Annotated in this window: 22 protein-coding genes, 4 tRNA genes and 1 pseudogene; 24 read left to right on the top strand and 3 right to left on the bottom strand. The window is 31.3% G+C overall.

The annotated features are described in order from the left end of the window. The first annotated feature begins 48 nt into the window (after window positions 1-48). The 4 genes from Q0K54_RS04470 (at window position 49) to Q0K54_RS04455 (ending at window position 390) form a co-directional block, all read left to right on the top strand. Window positions 49-124 (top strand) — tRNA-Glu (locus Q0K54_RS04470). Between the two features lie 4 nt (window positions 125-128). Beyond that, window positions 129-204, top strand: a tRNA-Val gene (locus tag Q0K54_RS04465). 12 nt (window positions 205-216) lie between these two features. After that, window positions 217-292, top strand: a tRNA-Thr gene (locus tag Q0K54_RS04460). 14 nt (window positions 293-306) lie between these two features. Beyond that, window positions 307-390: transfer RNA gene (locus Q0K54_RS04455), tRNA-Leu, on the top strand. A gap of 907 nt (window positions 391-1,297) precedes the next feature. Here the strand turns inward: Q0K54_RS04455 and Q0K54_RS04450 are convergent. Next, window positions 1,298-1,681, bottom strand: coding sequence for an NUDIX hydrolase (locus tag Q0K54_RS04450; RefSeq protein WP_294578658.1), 384 nt, complete (start codon window positions 1,679-1,681; stop codon window positions 1,298-1,300). Window positions 1,682-2,562: 881 nt separating this feature from the next. Next, complete coding sequence (locus tag Q0K54_RS13770; RefSeq protein WP_374011446.1) at window positions 2,563-2,685, bottom strand: hypothetical protein; 123 nt, start codon at window positions 2,683-2,685, stop codon at window positions 2,563-2,565. Between the two features lie 886 nt (window positions 2,686-3,571). Here Q0K54_RS13770 and Q0K54_RS04445 point away from each other — a divergent pair. From Q0K54_RS04445 to Q0K54_RS04435, 3 genes are all read left to right on the top strand, one after another. Next, window positions 3,572-4,270, top strand: coding sequence for a LytTR family DNA-binding domain-containing protein (locus Q0K54_RS04445; RefSeq protein WP_294578657.1), 699 nt, complete (start codon window positions 3,572-3,574; stop codon window positions 4,268-4,270). A gap of 1 nt (window position 4,271) precedes the next feature. Then, window positions 4,272-5,465: a hypothetical protein gene (locus tag Q0K54_RS04440; RefSeq protein WP_294578656.1), complete on the top strand. Its 1,194-nt coding sequence runs from the start codon at window positions 4,272-4,274 to the stop codon at window positions 5,463-5,465. A gap of 110 nt (window positions 5,466-5,575) precedes the next feature. Further along, window positions 5,576-7,087, top strand: coding sequence for a bifunctional diguanylate cyclase/phosphodiesterase (locus Q0K54_RS04435; RefSeq protein ID WP_294578655.1), 1,512 nt, complete (start codon window positions 5,576-5,578; stop codon window positions 7,085-7,087). 246 nt (window positions 7,088-7,333) lie between these two features. On the opposite strand, the gene Q0K54_RS04430 is transcribed toward Q0K54_RS04435, so the two are convergent. Further along, window positions 7,334-8,203 (bottom strand): LysR family transcriptional regulator, encoded by an 870-nt coding sequence (locus Q0K54_RS04430; RefSeq protein ID WP_294578654.1) that lies wholly within the window; start codon window positions 8,201-8,203, stop codon window positions 7,334-7,336. Window positions 8,204-8,305: 102 nt separating this feature from the next. On the opposite strand from Q0K54_RS04430, the gene Q0K54_RS04425 reads away from it, so the two are divergent. The 17 genes and pseudogenes from Q0K54_RS04425 to Q0K54_RS04345 all read left to right on the top strand — a co-directional run bounded on the left by Q0K54_RS04425 (window position 8,306) and on the right by Q0K54_RS04345 (window position 21,291). Continuing rightward, window positions 8,306-9,154 carry an aldo/keto reductase gene (locus Q0K54_RS04425; RefSeq protein WP_294578653.1) on the top strand — a complete coding sequence of 283 codons (849 nt, stop codon included), beginning with the start codon at window positions 8,306-8,308 and terminating at the stop codon, window positions 9,152-9,154. Between the two features lie 33 nt (window positions 9,155-9,187). Then, window positions 9,188-10,036 carry an aldo/keto reductase gene (locus Q0K54_RS04420; RefSeq protein WP_294578652.1) on the top strand — a complete coding sequence of 283 codons (849 nt, stop codon included), beginning with the start codon at window positions 9,188-9,190 and terminating at the stop codon, window positions 10,034-10,036. 53 nt (window positions 10,037-10,089) lie between these two features. Then, complete coding sequence (locus tag Q0K54_RS04415; RefSeq protein ID WP_294578651.1) at window positions 10,090-10,935, top strand: aldo/keto reductase; 846 nt, start codon at window positions 10,090-10,092, stop codon at window positions 10,933-10,935. 17 nt (window positions 10,936-10,952) lie between these two features. Continuing rightward, window positions 10,953-11,570 carry a flavodoxin family protein gene (locus tag Q0K54_RS04410; protein ID WP_294578650.1) on the top strand — a complete coding sequence of 206 codons (618 nt, stop codon included), beginning with the start codon at window positions 10,953-10,955 and terminating at the stop codon, window positions 11,568-11,570. A gap of 158 nt (window positions 11,571-11,728) precedes the next feature. Next, complete coding sequence (locus Q0K54_RS04405) at window positions 11,729-13,825, top strand: PTS transporter subunit IIABC (protein WP_294578649.1); 2,097 nt, start codon at window positions 11,729-11,731, stop codon at window positions 13,823-13,825. A 7-nt stretch (window positions 13,826-13,832) separates the two neighbouring features. Continuing rightward, entirely contained in the window at window positions 13,833-14,660 is an 828-nt protein-coding gene (locus Q0K54_RS04400; protein ID WP_374011447.1) for a PRD domain-containing protein, read from the top strand. 196 nt (window positions 14,661-14,856) lie between these two features. Beyond that, the gene (locus Q0K54_RS04395; RefSeq protein ID WP_294578647.1) at window positions 14,857-15,846 is read left to right on the top strand and encodes a mannose/fructose/sorbose PTS transporter subunit IIA; all 990 of its coding nucleotides are present in this window, start codon (window positions 14,857-14,859) and stop codon (window positions 15,844-15,846) included. A 17-nt stretch (window positions 15,847-15,863) separates the two neighbouring features. Further along, window positions 15,864-16,676, top strand: a complete 813-nt coding sequence (locus Q0K54_RS04390) for a PTS mannose/fructose/sorbose transporter subunit IIC (RefSeq protein WP_294578646.1) — start codon at window positions 15,864-15,866, stop codon at window positions 16,674-16,676. Window positions 16,677-16,699: 23 nt separating this feature from the next. Continuing rightward, window positions 16,700-17,617, top strand: coding sequence for a PTS system mannose/fructose/sorbose family transporter subunit IID (locus Q0K54_RS04385; RefSeq protein ID WP_294578645.1), 918 nt, complete (start codon window positions 16,700-16,702; stop codon window positions 17,615-17,617). A 21-nt stretch (window positions 17,618-17,638) separates the two neighbouring features. Next, window positions 17,639-18,019: a DUF956 family protein gene (locus Q0K54_RS04380; RefSeq protein WP_294578644.1), complete on the top strand. Its 381-nt coding sequence runs from the start codon at window positions 17,639-17,641 to the stop codon at window positions 18,017-18,019. Between the two features lie 137 nt (window positions 18,020-18,156). Next, entirely contained in the window at window positions 18,157-19,047 is an 891-nt protein-coding gene (locus Q0K54_RS04375) for an alpha/beta hydrolase (RefSeq protein WP_294578643.1), read from the top strand. Between the two features lie 89 nt (window positions 19,048-19,136). Beyond that, a complete protein-coding gene (locus tag Q0K54_RS04370) occupies window positions 19,137-19,340 on the top strand; it encodes a hypothetical protein (RefSeq protein ID WP_294578642.1) in 204 nt (67 codons plus the stop codon). Between the two features lie 53 nt (window positions 19,341-19,393). Beyond that, window positions 19,394-19,783: a hypothetical protein gene (locus tag Q0K54_RS04365; protein ID WP_294578641.1), complete on the top strand. Its 390-nt coding sequence runs from the start codon at window positions 19,394-19,396 to the stop codon at window positions 19,781-19,783. Window positions 19,784-19,799: 16 nt separating this feature from the next. Next, complete coding sequence (locus tag Q0K54_RS04360; RefSeq protein WP_294578640.1) at window positions 19,800-20,405, top strand: flavodoxin; 606 nt, start codon at window positions 19,800-19,802, stop codon at window positions 20,403-20,405. Between the two features lie 12 nt (window positions 20,406-20,417). Next, window positions 20,418-20,573, top strand: a complete 156-nt coding sequence (locus Q0K54_RS04355) for a hypothetical protein (RefSeq protein ID WP_294578639.1) — start codon at window positions 20,418-20,420, stop codon at window positions 20,571-20,573. 20 nt (window positions 20,574-20,593) lie between these two features. Then, a pseudogene (locus tag Q0K54_RS04350) lies at window positions 20,594-21,064 on the top strand (flavodoxin); the annotation flags it as partial. 23 nt (window positions 21,065-21,087) lie between these two features. Continuing rightward, window positions 21,088-21,291 carry an iron-containing alcohol dehydrogenase gene (locus Q0K54_RS04345; RefSeq protein WP_294578638.1) on the top strand — a complete coding sequence of 68 codons (204 nt, stop codon included), beginning with the start codon at window positions 21,088-21,090 and terminating at the stop codon, window positions 21,289-21,291. Window positions 21,292-21,401 lie beyond the last annotated feature (110 nt).

Here is a 21,401-nt window from a genome sequence, read left to right as displayed (position 1 = left end):
CTGTTAACCGATCGGTCGTAGGTTCGAGTCCTACTTCAAGCGCCATGTGGCCTGTTGGAGAAACGGTTAACTCACATGCCTTTCACGCATGCATTCACGGGTTCGAATCCCGTACAGGTCACCATTTTGGAGGTTTAGCTCAGTTGGGAGAGCATCTGCCTTACAAGCAGAGGGTCAGCGGTTCGAGCCCGTTAACCTCCACCATTTGTATTATAAGCCGGCTTAGCTCAATTGGTAGAGCAACTGACTTGTAATCAGTAGGTTGAGGGTTCAAGTCCTTTAGCCGGCACCATTAAATTAAAAAATGCGGGTGTGGCGGAACTGGCAGACGCACTAGACTTAGGATCTAGCGCCTTCGGCGTGCAGGTTCGATTCCTGTCACCCGCACCATGTTGATTTTTACTTCAGAATTATTGCTGAAGTATTTTTTATTTTTATTTGATTTTACAGGTTGTATTTTTGTTTTACATTTGCTCTAAACCCTTTATTTACTAGGAGTTTAGAGTTTTTTTCGTTTTTATAAAAATTTAAGAGCGAACTAGATTTTTAACATCAAAATGTCCAACAAATATTTTTTATGATAATTGGTCATCTCTTTTTTTCATGCTTATTTTTTCCTGTGATTTTGCAAAAAGTCAAAAATGTCCAACAAACGTGCATAGATTGTGCAACAAATGTCCAACACAAGCCTAATTTTATAAATGGAAAATACATGATTTTTGAAAAAGATTAAATTTTTTTAAATATTTTTGCTTATGCCTTGAAGGATATTCATCATGATATTAGCTGAGTTAATTTTACGACTGTGGTCAAAATGTGGATAAATATTTGCGGTTGTTTGTAATAGTATAATGTCCAAAGCTAACGTTGGTTCATCAAAAAAATATATTGCAGATCATTTATTAATCGTTTTGTTATTTGTAAACGTTGTTTCATATCTTTTGAAAATTGTTCTACAGGTTTATTTTTACTTTTCAAGATTTAATAGCTTATTTATCCTTGTAGATAAAATTTGTTCTTTTAATTCATATAAAGCTCAAAATATTCTAAATTTTCTTGAGCTATTAATTTTAAATATTAGTTTTTATCACCACCAGTAATTATATTTAAGATCTAAACGTCATCTATAATCTATCCTTCATCATTGTCTAATAAAGTAGTAAACATCTTAATAATAGTAGTAATACTTGCATCATTAATACTAATCAATCCTATAATTTGTCCTTGGGGAATTCTAAATTATATTTTTTTACAAAATCTTTTAAAATAGTCTTAACATAATATAATTCATAGTTATCTAGTTATTTAAAATATCAATCAAAAATGGAACAACTTTTTCATCAGACATTTCATCTAAAGAAGAAATAAAGCGATATTCGCTATGTTCTTCAGGATCTAATTGAATCGTATAACCATTTAGATCTTTTAAAGTACAAATATAAACAAGACGAGTAAACATGATGTTTTTACCCTGATCAAAGTTACTATCTTCATGGATAATTTGTTTTACTTCAATATCTAAATTAACTTCTTCTTTAGCTTCTCTAATTAAAGCTTCTACAGGTGTTTCAAAGTTTTCTACAGAACCACCAGGAATATCCCAAAATTCAGGATAAACATTCGGTTTTCCTCTTTTAATAACACTTCTTTTAATCACAAGATATTTGTCATTGATTTTCATTAAACCATGTACTATTAATTTATTTTTAAATTCTTGCATATTTAATTATAAAATATTACATATTTTATAATAATATATAATATATTTTTCCTTTCTATTAATTATTTAATCTTAAACATATAATGTATTTACCACTTATAGTCAAATAAGGCAATACTTTTGTAATATAAATACTTTTTGAAATAAACACTCTCATTTTATGAATTATTACTGTATTTTTAAGATTAGTAAAACAATAGTTATACATACTCCAATAATTATAATCCACTAAAGTATTTTCTGTTTCTTCATTGTAAAAATACATTAACTAAGGAGCAACAAGAAATAACTATAATTATTGATAGTTTCAAAGCTACGAGTATTAATAATAAAATTATCAGTGATGATTGTTTAACATTGAGTTTTACTAATTCTTTTAGAGTCAATTGCGCTATTGTCAAATAAAAGACTTTCAAAATTGAAATACCTATTACAGCATTTCTTTTGTTTTGTTAGTAAAGAAAAGTTATAAGATAGTATATATATCGTTAACGTCACATGAATTGCTTAGTATTATAGGATATTGTGGTGTATATAAATAATGATATTTTATTTTCTTATTGATTGATGTTAGTGTTTTTAATGCTTGTTTCTTTATATTTTTGATAAGTGCATAATTATTAACGAATACTAAACTAAGTTTGTTTTGATATCGTGGGAAAATGATGATTAATTAACAATAATATCGATAATATTGTATTTTAAGATAGTATTGTTTATTATAAGGGTAAGATGGAGGGGAGAATTGAATATGATTATTTTGAATAGTGATTTACCAGTATCCAAAATAAAGAATATTACTAGATTAGGTAGACAATTACTACCATAAACATGAGTTTCATTCATTTTTTATATGCAAATAGACCTAAACGGAAACCATTGATATCAAATATACTATATATGTCATCTTCTTTTGTAACACTTTGTTCAAAAAATTTTTCATAAAACTTTATAGCTCTTTTCATATCTTTTACACATAAATATAACGAAGTGATATGACAAATCAATCTTATTCCTCCCTCGTATAATATGTATAGAAGTTTTCATTTGACATTGTAAATATAATTTAAGGATGTTTTTCGAATGTTTCTAAAATGTTAAAAAAATATTAATTAGAAAGTGTCGTTTTTTTCCTAGGACTTAAGAAGTTTGATAATTGTTTTGGTAATTAACCTAGGAGCTAAGTCACCAATATTTTTCGGTCATGATCGTTAAATAAAGCAAAAATCTCAGCGGATTATAACTTCTTTTTTATTGAAATGAAAAAGTGGATAGACGGTAATTACAATAGTTGGGTCTAACTTGGTATCGGGGATATTAATAGGTTTAAGAATTCAACTTACAAAGACAAAAGTGATAGGGATATGTAAGCAAGGCCGATCTTGTTAGTTGTTTAGTTTTCATAATTATTCTAATAAATTACTAATACCATTACTGACAAAAAATCGTCTGATAATTAGGAAAACAAACAATTGGCAGATTCTTTTAGATATCTTATTTTGATAAAAGTATGATCTAGATAATACATGTACTTTAAGATTAATAATTTCAATAGTATTGATTTTGTCATGGTAATCGGTATCAATCGTTTACTTTTGATTTAAGGATAAAGAATATAAAACATGATTATCTTGACAAATTTTAATTAGTTGACTATTTGATTAATAAAGTATATGTTTATTAAACTTATAATAATGATATTAACCAATATTCTGTTAAAAGTTTAATTTTTTCATTCTAAAGTGAAAAGTCAAATTCCACTTTAGATTTTTCAACTTGACTATCATAGACTTAGATTACTGACTTCTTTTTTTGATAGTGTTAAAATAGTAGTAAAAGGAGTTATAAAGGATGAAAGTATTAATATGTGATGATAATCAAAGTGATATTGAATCTTTAAAAGTATGTCTAAATGAATTTATTAAAAATAAAGATTTAACGTTAGAAATCACGGTAGTTAATAATGGAAAAGATTTATTGGTTTTGGCTAGTCAATTTGAGCTGATTTTTTTAGATATTGAATTACAAGATGAAAATGGCATTGAACTAGGAATGCAGCTAAGAAAACAGTGTCCTGATATTAGGATCGTGATTACTTCAAGTTATGCTAAATATTTAGTTGATGGTTATAAAATTCAGGCTGATCGCTATTTTATTAAACCTATCGAATATCAGAATTTTAAAATTGAAATGGAAGCGGTGTTGGAACGTTATTTAAAATACTATGCTGGTTTTGATGATTTGAAGATAGCGCCTAGAAAGATTTATTATCATGAAATATTATATGTAGAGTTTTTAGGACGGAAGACATTGTTACATTTAAAAGATCAGACTTTATCGACTAATTATCCTTTAAAGTATTGGATTGCATTATTAAAGGATTATGCTTTCGGTCAATCACACAAAGCTTTTTTAGTTAACTTTGAATATGTCGGTGGTTTTACCAATTTAGATGTTAAGTTGACAAATCAGGAATTAGTTCCCTTATCAAGAAGATTTAAGCAGCAGTTTATTAGCCAATATAGTCAATATTTGCATCAGGTGATATAGCATGGAATTGGTTGGTTATAATTTAATGATCTGGTTGATTGTTTTAGGGCTTTTTTATGGCTATGCTAGCTTAAAACATAACCGGGTCATTACTATTTTAATTATATTATTGACGATTTTTTTAGTAATCGCTGCTAGTTTATTTGATGTAAACAAAAGTGTCGATTATTCAATGTTGGTAATATATACTGGTGGTATTTTTTTATTATATCAAGGTCGGAAGTTTGATTTATTTACAACGCTGATCATCTTTATGATCTTAGAAATGTTATTACAGATAATCATCTTTTTATCCTTTGATAAACTAAATATCAATAATTGGTTGATCAAAGAAGTAGTAACATTTATTGTAGTTATGATAATGACGATAGGATTATTGAAAATTGTTAATAAATTTGACTATCATAAATTACCACGAACTAATAAAACTTATTTATTATTGATTATTATGGGTATTTTATTAGTTGTGATTTCTGGTAAATATCAGTTGCTTTATCATATCAGTGATAATTTTGATGTTTTTATTGTCGTTATATTGTTATTGATGATTTTTTCTTATATTGCCCTTTATGATACGATGGTAAAATTAGGTCTTAAAAATGATTTGGATACTAGCCGTGGTAATGAAAAAAACGTAATTGAAAAATATCAATTACTCGATCAACAATATCAAACTAATTTTTATTTTTTACATGATCTTTTAAAAAAATGTCAACGATTAAATCAGTTAGTTGAAGTAAAAGATTATCGATTATTAAAAGAGGAAATTAATAACTTGGCTGATGATACTTACCGTCAGTTTAATAATATTTATTCACAATTATCAATTTTAAATCTTTTAATTAATGAACGCCGTGATTTAATGGTGCAGTATGATATAAACGTTGTACCAACGATTACTTATCATGATTTTAGTTTTATTAGAATTACTGATTTAATGATAATTTTTGATCAATTATTAGATATCGTTTTTAACTTGGTAATTAATTATGATAAAAGACGGTTTATTTTCATTAAAACATTTAAAAAAGAAAATCAGGTTATCATACAGTTTAAGGTTACTAGTAATAAGAAGCAATTAGACAATTTATTTGATCAGAAGTTTTTGGGATTGATTAGTAAGTATCAGGGATTACTATCTAATACTAATATTGATGAAGAAACAATTAGTTTAATGGTTTTATTTTTTAGATAATAAATATTATTTAGATATATTCAATGTTTTTTTAGATAGAATAGTTGTGATTTAGATGTTATAATAAATTTAAATTTAAGTGATTGATGATTATAAGGTGATGGGTATAGATGAAAAAATTAGGGAAGATTATAACTGCGATAATAATATTAAATTTTAAAGATATTAATAGATATCAATTATTGGCATTATCTAATAATATCCAACATCAAATGAGCAATAATTTGTTTAATTTTAAATGGGAAAGATTGCCAAAGTTATTTTTGCTAGTAATTTTTATTTTAATTTTTCTAGGCTATTATGTGCTGATTAAAAGAAACCGGGAATTGACCAAATCAGCATATTACGACCATTTAACCGGTGCCTATAATCTAGTATATTTTAATCAGTTATCTAAGCAATCTTTTAAACATGATCCTAACTGTTGTGTCGTTGCTTTAAATATCCATCAATTTAAATATTTTAATGAAGTGTTTGGCTATGACCAAGGTGATCGTCTTTTATGTCATGTAAAGAAAGTGCTTGAAAGTAATATTGAAACGGATGAAATTTTTTGTCGTGATGCCGCTGATCAGTTTTATTTGTTTTTAAAAGAAGTTAATTCTCAGGTAATAAAAATTCGGTTAGAAAAAATCATGGATGAAATTGTTCAATCTGATGATTTGATCCATACCAATTATTATTTAAAAGTTCATTGTGGTGTAGCGATATCTAATCATTTACTTAATCCGGAGATAACTTTTGATACTTTAATGGTTCGAGTAATGTTTGCTTTGGCAAAGGCTAAGGAAAAGTATCTTAACAGTATCTGGTTTTTTGATGAACAGCTGCATGTTCAAGAAAAACTGGACATTTATATTGAAAGCCATATGCGCCAGGCACTAGCTGACGGTGAATTTCAATTTTATCTCCAGCCTAAAGTCGATCTAAAGAATAATCGCATTTGTACGGGTGAAGCCTTAGTTCGCTGGAAAACTCGTGATGGTCGGATGCTTTATCCCAATCAATTTATTCCTATTTTTGAAAAGAGTGATTTTTGTATTGAGTTGGATATGTATATGTTTGAACAGGCCTGTAAACATATTCGAAGTTGGATCGATCAGGGAATTGAACCAATTGGTATTTCAGTTAATCAATCAAAATTATTGTTTTTTGAAGTCAATTATGTATCGCGACTACAAGAAATCGTTGATAAATATCAAATTCAACCTAATTTATTGACTTTAGAAATTTTAGAAGATTTGATCGTTGATAATGTTGAAATGATCAATACTAAAATTCAAAGTTTAAGAAAACTAGGATTTCGGGTATCATTGGATGATTTTGGCAGTGGCTATTCATCACTTAATATTTTAGGTAAGTTAGAGATTGATGAATTGAAGATTGATAAAAGTTTTTTAGCAGAAATTTTTGATAAGAAAAATTATCGAGCGCAGTTGATTATGAAAGAAGTTGTTAAATTGGCTAAACTATTATCAATTGCTACTGTTGTTGAAGGGGTTGAAACAAGTGAAAGTAATCAATTAATTAAAAGTTTTGGCTGTGATTATGGTCAAGGGTATTTCTATGGTAAGCCATTAAATATCGATGAATTTAATTTATTGTATATGCAAGATTTTTAACATCTCACTAACAACTGTTTAATAAAAGATCAATAATAATTAGTATAATAACAAGAAAAAAAGGAGGAGATATGATGCCTAAATTACTTATTGGTGCTGGTGTAGCAGCTGTAGCCCTTGTTATTGTAACAGCTTGTCTTGTAAAGGATAAACGGGCTAATTAGTTATTATTGAAGCAGATATCATATGCAAATAAAAATACAAGTTTACTTTAATGGGATAAACCTTAAAGATAACTTGTATTTTTTATTTCGTTTTAGACCAGTCAATCGTTTTAATTTCTTCTGGCAGGGTACTAAAAGCCTTTTTATTTTCTGGGTTATAAACTAGATAGTATTGAACGTGGGCTTCTTTATCAGTGATAGGAATCGTAATTCGATTAGTTTCTTCTTTTTCTCTTTGAATAGTAATATTACTGCGAAAATTCGGTAAAGCTGAAGCTTTAGTCAATTCTTCAAAAACAGAATCATCTCCTTGAATCAATAAATGGGATTCAGGAATCATCTTTAAACAAATTTCATTCCAAAAACCAATTTTCGATAACAACAAAACACTTTCACCATTAAGATCTTGAAAAGATATTTCTTTAAATAAAGCTAGCGGATGGGCTGGCGGTAATGATAAGTAAAGATTTTCTTTAAAAAATGGAATACAAATATGTTTGTCATCATCGATTGGACAATTAGTCACGACAATGGAATAAGTATGATCATCTAGCCCATTAACCAACTCATCAATATTTTCATTTAATTCATCAGTAATATTCATATTAGGAAAATGCTGTTGAAACAAATATTTTAAGCCCCAATTTGGTGCCGGTGCAATCGAACCAATACTGATCGTTTTTTTACTTTGATCATAACTTTGTAAATGATTAATCATTTTATCAGTTTCAGCTAAGATTTTTTTAGCATATTCAACGGCCAAGATACCGTTATCATTTAGAGTAATTTTATTTTTTTTTCGATCAAATAGTTTTAGTCCCAGGTCCTCTTCGAGACGTTGAATCGAACGGGTTAAACCAGGTTGACTGATCATTAAATTTTCAGCGGCTTTAGAAATCGTTCCGGTTTCTGCAATCGTTATTAATTGTTTTAACTGATATAATTCAATCAATAAGAATCACCTCACTATGCATTTTAATTATAGCATAATGTATTATTGATATTGTACAATTTTTATTGATTTTTTTAGAATATAGGTGTAAGGAGGGAGCAGATGGAATGGATAGAGCTTAGTAACCAGGTTAAAATGCCAATTATCGGTTTTGGAACCTTACAGATTGCATCTTCGTTAGCTGAAAAAGTAGTTTTAGAGGCATTAAATCAAGGTTATCGTTTGATTGATACCGCCGCTTCTTATTTCAATGAGCCAGGCGTTGCTAAAGCAATCAAAGCTTCTAATCTGCCTAGGGAAGAGTTGTTTATCACCTCTAAAGTATGGGTTCAAGATAGTGGTTATGAAAATACGATCAAAGCTTTTTATAACTCATTAAATAATTTAGAACTCGATTATTTAGATTTGTATTTGATTCATCAGCCTTATGGTGATTATTATGGCTCATGGCGAGCAATGGAAGATTTATATCGTCAAGGGAAAATCAGGGCGATTGGTGTCTGTAATTTTTCGGCAGAACGTTATGTTGATTTGTGTTTGAATTGTTCGATTCAGCCAATGGTAAATCAGATTGAATTGCATCCCTTTTTTCAACAACAAGAACTGGTTAAGGTTTTAAAACGTTCTAATTGTCGAGTTGAAGCTTGGGGACCTTTAAATGAAGGACAACGGGATATTTTTAATAACGAGCTTTTAAAATCAATTGCCAGAAAATACCATAAGACAGTTGCTCAAATTATTTTACGGTGGCATATTCAAAATAAAGTAATTGTTATTCCTAAAACAATTAGAATTGAAAAAATGAAAGAGAATATGGATATCTTTGATTTTGAATTAGATACAAAAGATATGCAAACAATTACCGATATGGATTTGGGTTATAGTGAAATTATTAATCATCAAAGTTATACGACAGCTAAATGGCTGAACAAATATAAAATCCATGATTAGCTGTAAATTAAAAAGAAAAGGAGAAATAAAAAAATGGAAAAATTTGAACTTAACAATCATGAACAAATTCCTGCAATTGGATTTGGAGTATTTATGATTCCTAATGATGGGCCTACTTATGAAGCAACATTAAAAGCTTTAAAAGTTGGATATCGTCATATCGATACTGCAGCTGGTTATATGAATGAAAGTGATGTTGGAAAAGCTATTAAAGATAGTGGAATTGATCGTAAAGAAATCTTTATTACTTCTAAGTTGTGGTTACAAGATTATGGTTATGAAAATGCTAAAATTGGGATTGAAAATTCTTTAAAAAATTTAGGAGTCGATTATATTGATTTATATTTATTACATCAACCATATGGTGATTATTTAGGTTCATGGAAAGCATTAGAAGAAGCAGTTGCTCAAGGGAAAATTAAATCAATTGGTATTTCTAATGTGACAATTAACTTATGGAATAAATTTAAAGATGGTATGACAATTATGCCAGCTGTTAATCAAGTTGAATGTAATCCATTCTTCCAACAAAGACCTTTACGTGAAGAAATGGCTAAATATGATATTAAAATTGAAGCATGGTATCCATTAGGACATGGTAATAAAGAATTATTGGAAAATGAATATTTAGTTTCTTTAGCTAATAAATATCATAAAAATGTTGGACAAATTATTTTAAGATGGCATTTCCAAGAAGGAATTATTTCATTACCAAAATCAACTAATGATGAAAGAATTAAAGGAAATATCGATATTTTTGATTTTGAATTGACCGATGAAGAAATGAGTAAAATTGAAGCAATGGATACTGGGAAAGGAACTCATGATCCTGAAGATATGTCAAATGAAACTAGATTGATGGGTCTAAAAATCCATGATTAAAAGTTTCTAAAATCAATGATTAAGAGTATAATTGAAATGGAGGACAAATATTTATGGAGTTTGTAACTTTAAATAATGGTTTAAAAATGCCAAGTGTTGGCTTTGGAGTATTTCAAATTAAAGATCTTGAGGAATGTAAACAAGCTGTTTTAGATGCAATTGATGTTGGATATCGTTTGATTGACACAGCACAATCATATGGCAACGAAGAAGCAGTTGGCCAAGCAATTAAAGAAACTTCAATACCTCGTGAAGAATTATTTATTACAACTAAAGTGTGGATTTCTAATTATGGCTATGATAAAACTAAAGCTTCAATTGAAGAGACATTAAAGAAAATGCAATTAGATTATCTTGATTTAGTATTATTACATCAACCATTTAATGATTATTATGGTGCTTATCGAGCATTAGAGGGTTTATATCAAGAAGGAAAAATTAAAGCTATTGGTGTTTCTAATTTCTATCCTGATCGTTTAGTTGATCTAGCAATCTTTGCCGATGTTAAACCAGCTGTCAACCAGGTTGAAGTAAATGCTTTTCACCAACAAATTACTGCTCAAACATATAATGAAAAATATGGTGTCCAAATGGAAGCCTGGGCTCCATTTGCTGAAGGTAAAAATGGAATGTTTACTAATCCAGAATTAAAAGCTATTGGTGAAAAATACGGAAAGAGTGTTGCGCAAGTAATTTTAAGATGGTTATTACAAAGAGGAATCGTCCCTCTAGCTAAATCAGTTAAAAAGGAAAGAATGGCTGAAAATATTAATATCTTTGATTTTGAATTAAGTGATGAAGATATGAAAATAATTACCGCAATGGATAAACAAGAAAGTTCATTCTTCTCTCACTATGATCCAGCTACAGTGGAAATGATTTGTGGATTAAATAGATAGGAGATATATTAGATAAAATGAAAGTTATTTTAATTAATGGAAGCCCTAATACTAAAGGCTGTACTTATACGGCGCTATCAGAAGTAGCGACAACATTGGAAAACGAAGGTATTGAAACTGAAATTATTAATGTTGGGCATAAAAATATTCGTGGTTGTATTGGTTGTCGTAAATGTAAAACAACTGGAAAATGTGTTTTTGGCGACATTGTCAATGAAGTGGCTCCAAAATTTAAAGAATGTGATGGTATTGTCATTGGCTCACCAGTTTATTTTGCCTCAGCTAATGGAACTTTGATTTCATTTATCGATCGTTTATTCTATAGTATGACTGAAGATAAGACAATGAAAGTTGGAGCGGCAGTTGTTTCAGCACGTCGGGCTGGAAATACAGCGACATTTGATGAAATCAATAAATATTTCACTATTTCTGGAATGCCAGTTGCTTCTAGTCAGTATTGGAATCAGGTTCATGGTAATACCCCAGAAGAAGTGCGCCAGGATTTAGAAGGAATGCAAACAATGCGGACACTAGGACGTAATATGGCCTTCTTGATCAAAAGTATCCAACTTGGTAAAGAAAAATATGGTTTACCAGAAAAAGAAGCTGCAATCCATACTAATTTTATCCGCTAAGTTTGGGATTGATTAAAATATCCAGATTTTATCTTAGATACAGAGAAATCTCTGTATCTTTTTTTTGTAACAATGAAAAATTCGATTATTGTTGACATTTAGCAACTTTGCTTATTATGATAGAGTAAATGTTTAGAACTGGATGAAAGAGGGAAGATATGAAAGCAAGAATTTTAGGGGTCTTACAGCGAATTGGACGTAGTTTTATGTTGCCAATTGCTTTATTGCCGATTGCGGGTTTTTTTCTAGGAATCGGACAATCTTTAACTAATGAAGCGACAATTTCAATGTTGCATTTAGAAGCTTTTATCGGTAAGGGGACATTTTTAAACCAATGTTTAGTCATTTTATCAAAAGTCGGTAGTGGCTTATTCAATAATTTACCATTAATTTTTGCCGCCTCAGTAGCTTTAGCAATGGCTAAAAGAGCTAAAGAAGTAACGGTTTTATCAGCGGTAATTGCTTTTTTTGTCATGCATACTACGATCAATGGGATGTTGACATTAGATGGTTTGATTGTTGATAATCAAATTGCTGATCATGTATTACAAGGAACTATATCGTCGGTTTGTGGAATTTATTCACTGGAAATGGGAGTTTTTGGTGGTATTATCGTTGGATTAGGCGTAAGTTATTTACACAATCGTTTCTATCAGATTCAACTTCCAGCTGTGTTATCTTTTTTTGAAGGAGAACGATTTATTCCTATTATTGCGACAATTACTTATGTCATCGTAGGGGTAGTGATGTTTTATGTTTGGCCTTTTGTCCAAAATGCCATTTTTGCTTTAGGTAATGTAATTAGTGATTCCGGATATTTTGGAACCTTTGTTTATGGCATGATTGAACGATTATTAGTTCCGTTTGGTTTACATCATGTATTTTATTTACCATTTTGGCAAACAGCGATTGGTGGTTCGATGTTAGTAAATGGAGCGATGGTCTATGGTGGTCAAAATATTTTCTTTGCTCAGCTGGCTGATGCCTCAGTACAACATTTCAGCAGTGAAGCAACACGGTATTTTACGGGTAAATTTATTTTTATGATCTTTGGCTTACCAGGTGCGGCTTTAGCGATGTATCAAATGGCGAAACCACAAAAAAGAAAATTAATCGGCAGTTTATTGCTAACAGCTACGTTGACGAGTATTTTAACTGGGATTACCGAGCCATTAGAATTTACTTTCCTGTTTTCAGCACCAATTTTATTTGGAGTTGAAGTAGTTTTAGCTGGTAGTGCCTATATGATTGCCCATATGCTTAATATTGCGATTGGATTGACCTTTTCGGGGGGAATTATTGATTTTATTATTTTTGGAGTATTACAGGGAAATAGTAAAACTAGCTGGATGCTGATGATTCCCATTGGAATTGTTTATTTTGGATTATATTATTTCAGTTTTAAATTTTTAATTAAGAAAAAGGATTTAAAGACGATTGGCCGTGAAGATGATGATCGCTTGGTAGTTTTTAAAAAGCCTAAATTTGGAGATAAAAATATTTTAAAAGAAGTTGAATTAGATAAGCAGTCGCAATTAATCGTCCAAGGATTGGGCGGACGCCATAATTTTAGTAATTTGGATTGTTGTATTACGAGATTACGGGTAACGATTGAAGACCAAGAATTAGTAAATGAAAGTTTGTTAAAACAATCTGGGGCAGCAGCTGTTGTTTTACAAGGTAATACAGCTCAGGTTATTTATGGCCCTAAAGCTTCAACGGTTAAAACTAAATTAGAGGAATATCTAACCACGATTCCTGAAGAATACGATGATTTGAAAAGAAAACAGCAAAGTGAAACTTCGGTAATTGAACTGATAAATCCGGTTGATGGTGAAGTTTTACCAATCGAACAATGCAGCGATAAACTTTTTGCCCATAAACTTTTAGGTGATGGAGTGATGATCAAGCCATCTCATGGTTTGGTAGTAGCACCATATGATGGTATTATTACCATGATTTATCCAGCTAAACATGCTTTAGGAATGCAATTAGATAATGGGGTAGAATTATTGTTGCATTTTGGAATTAATACGGTTAATCTAAATGGTGAAGGTTTTGAATTATTAGTTAAAGTTAATCAGCGAGTAGCCCAAGGTGATTTATTGTGGAATGCTGATTTAGCTTATATTAAAGAAAAAGCTGAAAGTGAAAATCTTTTGTTAGTGATTACTAAAAATGATGATTGCTGTCAAATTGAAAAAGAATATGGCAAAAAAGAAAAAGGAGCAGTTATAGTGAAGTTGTATGAGTGAAAACAAGATATATAAAATAATAAAAGTGCTAAACAACAATACTATTTTGGCAGTTTATCACCAGGAAGAAACCATTATTATGGCAAAAGGAATAGGATTTAGCAAAAAAGCTAATGAGTTAATTGAAATCCCTCGTAATGCTAAAAAATATCTAATGCAAAAAGATTATGAGGCCAGAGGCAAAGCTGCAAATATCATCAATTATATTGACCCGGTTTATTTAGAAATTGCTTCCGAAATAATTCGTCTGGCAAGTGAAAAGTTTGATCAGGTCGATAATGATATTTTATTGCCACTAGCTGATCATATCTTCTTTGCAATTAAACGAATGAAAGAAAATTTGATGCCATCAAATCCGTTTTTAACTGACATTAGATTGCTTTTTCCTAATGAATATGAAGTAGCTTTCCAGGGAAAACAGATTATAAAAAAATATACGGGAATGACAATCAATGATGATGAAGCCGGTTTTATTACTTTACATATTCACTCGGCTATTTCATCAAATCGTGTTGTTGAGTCGATGGAAGCCACTAGAGTAGTTCATGACAGTATCGTTAAATTACAGAAAGATTTAAATATAGTCATTGATATTAATTCCATTTCTTATGTACGATTGATGAATCATATTAAGTTTTTAATTCTTCGATTGAATACTAATGAAGAGTTGCAGATGAATATTACTGATTTTGCCAAAGAAAAATTTCCATTTGCTTATGATCAGGCAGTCAATATGTGTGATGCTTTATCAAAAGCATTAAACAAACAATTACCTGAAGCAGAAGTAGGTTATCTAGCATTGCATCTAGAAAGGATCTTATCGAGCATTCAATAAAATTGGAAACTGGCTTGACAAATTTATTTGATTAATGCTATGATTATGTCATAAATTGAATACTTTATAGTGTGTAACTGTTAGGCAGGCATTAACTATTTTTAAGATTAATAATGTTGGGGTTATTATATCTTTTAATAGTTGTGTCTGCTTTTTTTGTACATTATAAGGGGTTAAAAGAAAAGGAGGAAAAATAATGGTAGGAATTATTCTGGCTAGTCATGGTGATTTTGCTAGCGGAATCTTACAATCAGGATCAATGATCTTTGGGGAACAAAAAGATGTTAAAGCCGTTACCTTACAACCTAGTGAAGGACCAGATGACTTAAAAGCCAAAATGGAAGCAGCAATTGCCACCTTTGAAAATCAAGAACAAGTTTTATTTTTAATTGATTTATGGGGTGGAACACCATTCAATCAGGCTAATGGTTTGATTGATGGTCATGAAGACACATGGGCAATCGTTACTGGTTTAAATTTACCAATGTTAATTGAAGCTTATGCTTCTAGAATGTCAATGGAAACTGCTCATGAAATAGCAACCCATATTACTGAAGTTGCTCGAGAAGGGGTTAGAGCAAAACCTGAAAGTTTAGAACCAAAGACAACTACAGCTCAAGCTGAGGTTCAAGAAGTACCACAGGGAGCGATTCCTGAGGGGACAGTTATTGGAGATGGAAAGATCAAGTATGTTTTAGCTCGAGTTGATACAAGATTACTTCATGGTCAAGTAGCCACTACATGGACTAAACAAACTCAGCCAAATCGAATCATCGTTGTTTCTGATTCAGTAGCTCATGATGACTTAAGAAAGAAAATGATTGAACAGGCGGCACCACCAGGTGTTAGAGCTAATGTAGTGCCAATTAGTAAAATGATTCAAGTTGCCAAGGATCCACGTTTTGGAAATACAAAAGCAATGTTGTTATTTGAAACACCTCAAGATGCTTTAAAGGCAATTGAAGGTGGTGTGGATATTAAGGAATTAAATATTGGTTCTATGGCGCATTCAATTGGTAAAGTCGTTGTTAACAAGGCTATTGCTATGGATAATGATGATGTTAAAACAATTGAAGCTATTAAAGCAAAAGGAATTAAATTTGATGTTCGAAAAGTACCTAGTGATTCTAGTGAAAATATCGATACTTTATTGAAAAAAGCTAAAAGTGAATTAGCAAACGCTTAAAAACGGGAGGAATTATAATGTCATTAATTACAATTGTCTTAATTATAATAATTGCCCTTTTAGCTGGTATGGAAGGAATTTTAGACGAATTCCAGTTCCATCAGCCATTAGTGGCATGTACCTTGATTGGTTTGGTTAGCGGACATTTGACAGAAGGAATTATTTTAGGTGGTTCTTTACAAATGATCGCTTTAGGATGGGCTAACGTTGGAGCAGCCGTAGCACCAGATGCTGCTTTAGCTTCAGTGGCCTCAGCAATTATTATGGTATTAGGTTTACAAGGTGGAACTACTGATGTTCAAACAGCAATCTCTACTTCAATTGCTGTAGCTATTCCTTTATCAGTAGCTGGTTTATTCTTAACGATGATTTGTCGTACTATTGCTATTCCAATGGTACACTTTATGGATAATGCTGCTGAAAAAGGAAATATTAGAACAATGGAAATGTGGCATATTCTAGCAATTTTATTACAAGGGGTTAGAATTGCCATTCCTGCAGCTGCATTATGTGTTGTTCCAGCTTCTGTAGTAACCGGAGCTTTAAATCAAATGCCAGCCTGGTTATCAGGTGGTATGACTGTCGGTGGTGGAATGGTTGCTGCCGTAGGTTATGCGATGGTTATTAACATGATGTCTACTAAAGAAACCTGGCCATTTTTCGCCCTTGGTTTCGTTTTAGCAGCTATCGGTGAATTAACATTAATTGCTTTAGGAGCAATCGGTGTTGCTTTAGCATTGATCTATTTAGGATTAAAAGAAAATGGTGGTTCTGGATCAGGAGGTACTGGTTCTGGCGATCCATTAGGTGATATTTTAAATGATTATTAAAATCTTGAAGGAGGAAAAAAACAATGGCAGAAAAAATTAAATTATCAAAAAAAGATCGTTTATCAGTTGCTTGGCGTCATCAGTTCCTTCAAGGTTCATGGAACTATGAACGTATGCAAAATGGTGGTTGGTGTTATTCAATTATTCCAGCAATCAAAAAATTATATTCAAATAAAGAAGATAGAATTGCCGCATTAAAACGGCATATGGAATTCTATAATACCCATCCATATGTTTCAGCGCCAGTTATGGGGGTTACTTTAGCCTTAGAAGAAGAAAGAGCAAATGGTGCTGAAATTAATGACCAGGCCATTCAAGGGGTTAAAGTCGGAATGATGGGTCCCCTTGCTGGGGTTGGAGATCCAGTGTTCTGGTTTACATTACGTCCAATTTTAGGAGCTTTAGGAGCTTCACTAGCTTTAAGTGGTAATATCATTGGTCCTTTACTATTCTTCTTTGCATGGAATATTATTCGTATGGCCTTTATTTGGTATACACAAGAATTTGGGTATAAAGTGGGAACATCAATTGCTCAGGATTTATCAGGCGGATTACTTGGTAAAATTACTCAAGGAGCTTCAATTCTGGGGATGTTTATCATTGGTTCTTTAGTACAACGTTGGGTAAGTATTTCATTTACACCTATTGTTTCTACTGTAACGCAATCTGAAGGTGCTTATATTGATTGGTCTAAAGTTAAAGATGGTGCAGAAGGTATCAAATACGCTTTGGAACAATATAGTACTTTAGGGGCAGATGGATTAAATGTTCAAAAAGTAACAACATTACAACAAAACTTAGATCAATTAATTCCAGGACTTGCAGCTTTATTATTAACATTATTATGCTGCTGGTTATTAAAGAAAAAAGTATCACCAATTGTAATAATCGTTGCATTATTTGTAGTTGGTATCTTAGCTCGTCTTTGCGGAATTATGTAAGATAAAAGGGAGGAAAAACACATGGTACAATCTTTAAATACTCAAGTAGATCTAACAATTAAAGCCACTTCTTATTTAGGTATGGCAACTTATGGACAGGTAATGGTCGGCGATAAAGCTTTTGAATTTTATAACGAACGCAACATTAACGATTATATTCAAATTCCATGGGAGGAAGTTAATTGTGTGATGGCTTCGGTGTTATTTAAAGGTAAGTGGATTCCTCGCTTTGCAGTTGTAACGAAACAAAACGGAAATTTTACTTTCTCTACTCGTGACAATAAAGCTTTACTTCGAGCGGTCAACAAATATATCCCGTCAGAAAATCTTGTTCGTTCATTAAGTTTTTTCCAGGTTGTTAGCCGCGGTATTAAGTCACTGGTATTTAGAAAGAAAAAATAATATTAGAGATGGTCTTAGGGCCATCTTTTTTTATTATGCACAATAGTCATGGTGAAATGCGGTATTGATATTGTACTTTAAAAAGCCTCTTTAATAAAATATAGTTAGAAAAAGAAATAAATATCAAGGAGGTCAAAATGGATAAAAATACACTAGTAAATGATATTATTAATAATCCGTTATTTGATGGCTATGGCCAGTTTATTTTTCCAACGGGCTTTAATTATCCAAGTTCAACGATGAAAATAAGTAATATTAATTCTTTGCTTCCTTATCATAGCCATATCAATACGGATACAACTATTGCTGTTTTAGAATACTTTTATCAAAAAGCTAAAAATCAAGAAAAAATATTCTATCAGATATATACCGATGAACAAATTAAACAAGATCCTAGTAAAAAAGAAACCAGATTATTCTTTTTTAAAGGGAGAAAAAATGGCCCAACTGCTATTATTAATGCTGGTGGTGGCTTTGTTTACGTTGGTTCGATTCATGAAAGTTTTCCTCATGCTTTAACTCTTAGCAAGCAAGGTTATAACGCCTTTGCTTTGCAGTATCGAACTTATAGTGCTCAAACTGCCTGTCAGGATCTGGCAGCCGCGATTGTTTTTATTTTTGAACATCAATCAGAATTAGAAGTTTCAATGGATTGTTATTCTTTATGGGGTGGTTCGGCTGGAGCCAGAATGGCTGCTTATTTAGGAAGTTATGGAACAAATGCGTTTAAGCAACCTGATTATCCACGAGCTGGAACAATTATCATGCAATATACTGGTCATAACGATTATACCCCAAATGATCCACCGACCTATGTCTGTGTTGGGAAAAAAGATGGTATTGCTTATTGGAAAACGATGGAAAAAAGAATTGAGCATTTAAAAGCCAGTGGGATTGAAACTGAGTTTCATTGTTATCCTAATTTAGGACATGGCTTTGGTTTAGGAATTAATACCACGGCTGAGGGCTGGATTAATGATGCAATTGCTTTTTGGCAAAAGCAGATTGATCAAAAGGATAGAAAGTAATTTTGTAAAATTGTGTTATTTGAAGAAAATATTTGGCCGATTGTTACCACCGGTTGATAGAGTTGGTTTGTCTAGAGGAGGTGTAAAAGGTGCGAATTAAAAGGATATTAGATTTGGTAATGGTAGTTTTATTGATATTATTGATGGGATTTTTTCAAACTGGCCAAACAATTCATGAAATCTTAGGAATTTTAATGGCGATTTGTTTTATAATTCATTATTTATTAAATAAAAACTGGTATCGTATGATCTTCAATGGGAAATATTCGCGATTAAAAAGATTTATATCTTAGTAAATACATTATTATTACTTGATGTAATTTTCTTAATTATTAGCGGCTTATCAATGTCTCGTTTAATTCCTTTTTTAAATTTGTTGCCAATTGCCCTAGCTAGAAGACTTCATTTAACCCTTTCATATTGGTCACTGGTCTTAATGGCGGTTCATTTAGGATTGCATCTTCAAATGATAGTTAGTCCCTTAAAAAGACGCTTAAGTACTAGTTCGAAAAGATTACAAACTATCGTATTAACTATTATTCCTTACTTACTGACGATTTATGGATTAATGATGTTTATCAAAAATCAGATCATCGCTTATCTGTTTTTATCAAATGATTATGTCATGGTTGATAGCTCTGATAACTTAATCCAACATATTATTGAATATTTGGGAATAATCGGTCTATTTGGACTGTTGACATATAAGTTAGTTTTATCGATTAGAAAAAAATAACAAAGAGGTGTTACGTGTGAAAAAAATAGTATTAGCATTATTGCTAATGTTGTTTGTAGTAGCTGGATGTTCTGCAAATAATCAAAGTGCGGAAAATCAAGCCAATACTGATGACAATACCAATGAACAAACGAATGATCAAACTACGACAACTGATGATTCAAAAATTTTAATTGCATATTTTTCAAGATCTGGAAATACTGAAGAAATTGCTAATCAAATTAATGAATTAGTTGGTGGCACTTTAGTTAAAATTGAAACTGTTGAACCATATCCTGATTCATATTCAGAAACAGTAGATATTGCACAACAAGAATTGGAGCAAAATGCCCGACCAGCAATCCAGAATTTGAATATTGATATGAATGATTATGATACGATTTTTATTGGATATCCAATTTGGTGGCACGATGCACCAATGGCTGTTTATACCTTTTTAGAATCTTATGATTTTACTGGAAAAACGGTCATTCCATTTTGTACTAGCGGTGGTAGTGATATTGATGAAAGTCTTTCAGGGATTGAAGCAGCTGTTTCTGGGGCAACTTTGTTGGAAGGGTTAACTGCTAATGACAGTAGTGATGTTCAGTCTTGGCTGGAAAACATTGGAATCTTACAATAAGGAGGCGTTGGAGTGAAAAAGAAAATTTTAATTGCTATCGCTGTTGTTGTCGTAATTGCTGGTGCTGTTGGTTATTATTTCTATAATAACCGGAGTAGTGTTAGTGTTGGAATCGATAATTCGATTGTAAATGAAGATGGAAAAGAAGCAACAGTAGCTACAATCTAGATAGTGATCGGGTTTTAGTTGTTTACTTTTCTAATGGGGGTAATACCCAAAAATTAGCAAAAGAAATATCGGATCAAGTCGGTGGTGACTTCCGCCGGATTGAACCAGTAGTTGCTTATCCTAAAGGTGATGAATTATATAGTTATACAGAACAAGAACAACAGCACAATGCTCGTCCGGAAATTCAGGGTTTGGATATTAATATGGATGATTATGAGACGGTCTTTATTGGGTATCCAATTTGGTGGTATACGTATCCCCAAGTAAGTTTAACTTTCTTTGATACTTATGATGTCAGCAATAAAACTTTAGTCCCATTTGTCACTCACGGTGGTAGTGGTATGAGTGGTACGGAAGATGATATGCGTGAATATCTAAGTGATAAAAATGTTACCGTTTTAGATGGTTTAGCTGTCAGTCGTGATGATATTGAAAATGATCAAAGTGCGACGGTTACTAACTATTTAGAGCAATTAGGGTTTATTGAGTAAAAATTGAAAAGAGGTAATTAATTATGAATAACTTTAAAATGACTCACATGCCTAAGGTATATTTTGGAAAAGGAGCATTGAATGATGCTTTTGATGGTGAACTTAATACAATGGGTGAAACAGTAATGGTGGCCTATGGTGGTGGTTCTATTAAGAAAAATGGTATTTATGACCAAGTAGTTTCTAGATTAAAAGAAGCTGGAAAACAAGCAATGTCATTAAGTTAAGATTTTAATGACAATCGATGGTTATATTGCAAATATGCCCTCTCTTTTTTATAAAATTTTTATCATTTTTAAAAGAAAAATATTGACATTGCAACGATAGTGTGCGGCCT

Source organism: uncultured Thomasclavelia sp., assembly GCF_944324745.1.
Lineage (GTDB): Bacteria > Bacillota_I > Bacilli_A > Erysipelotrichales > Coprobacillaceae > Thomasclavelia.
This window is presented reverse-complemented; position numbering and strand designations above follow the sequence as displayed.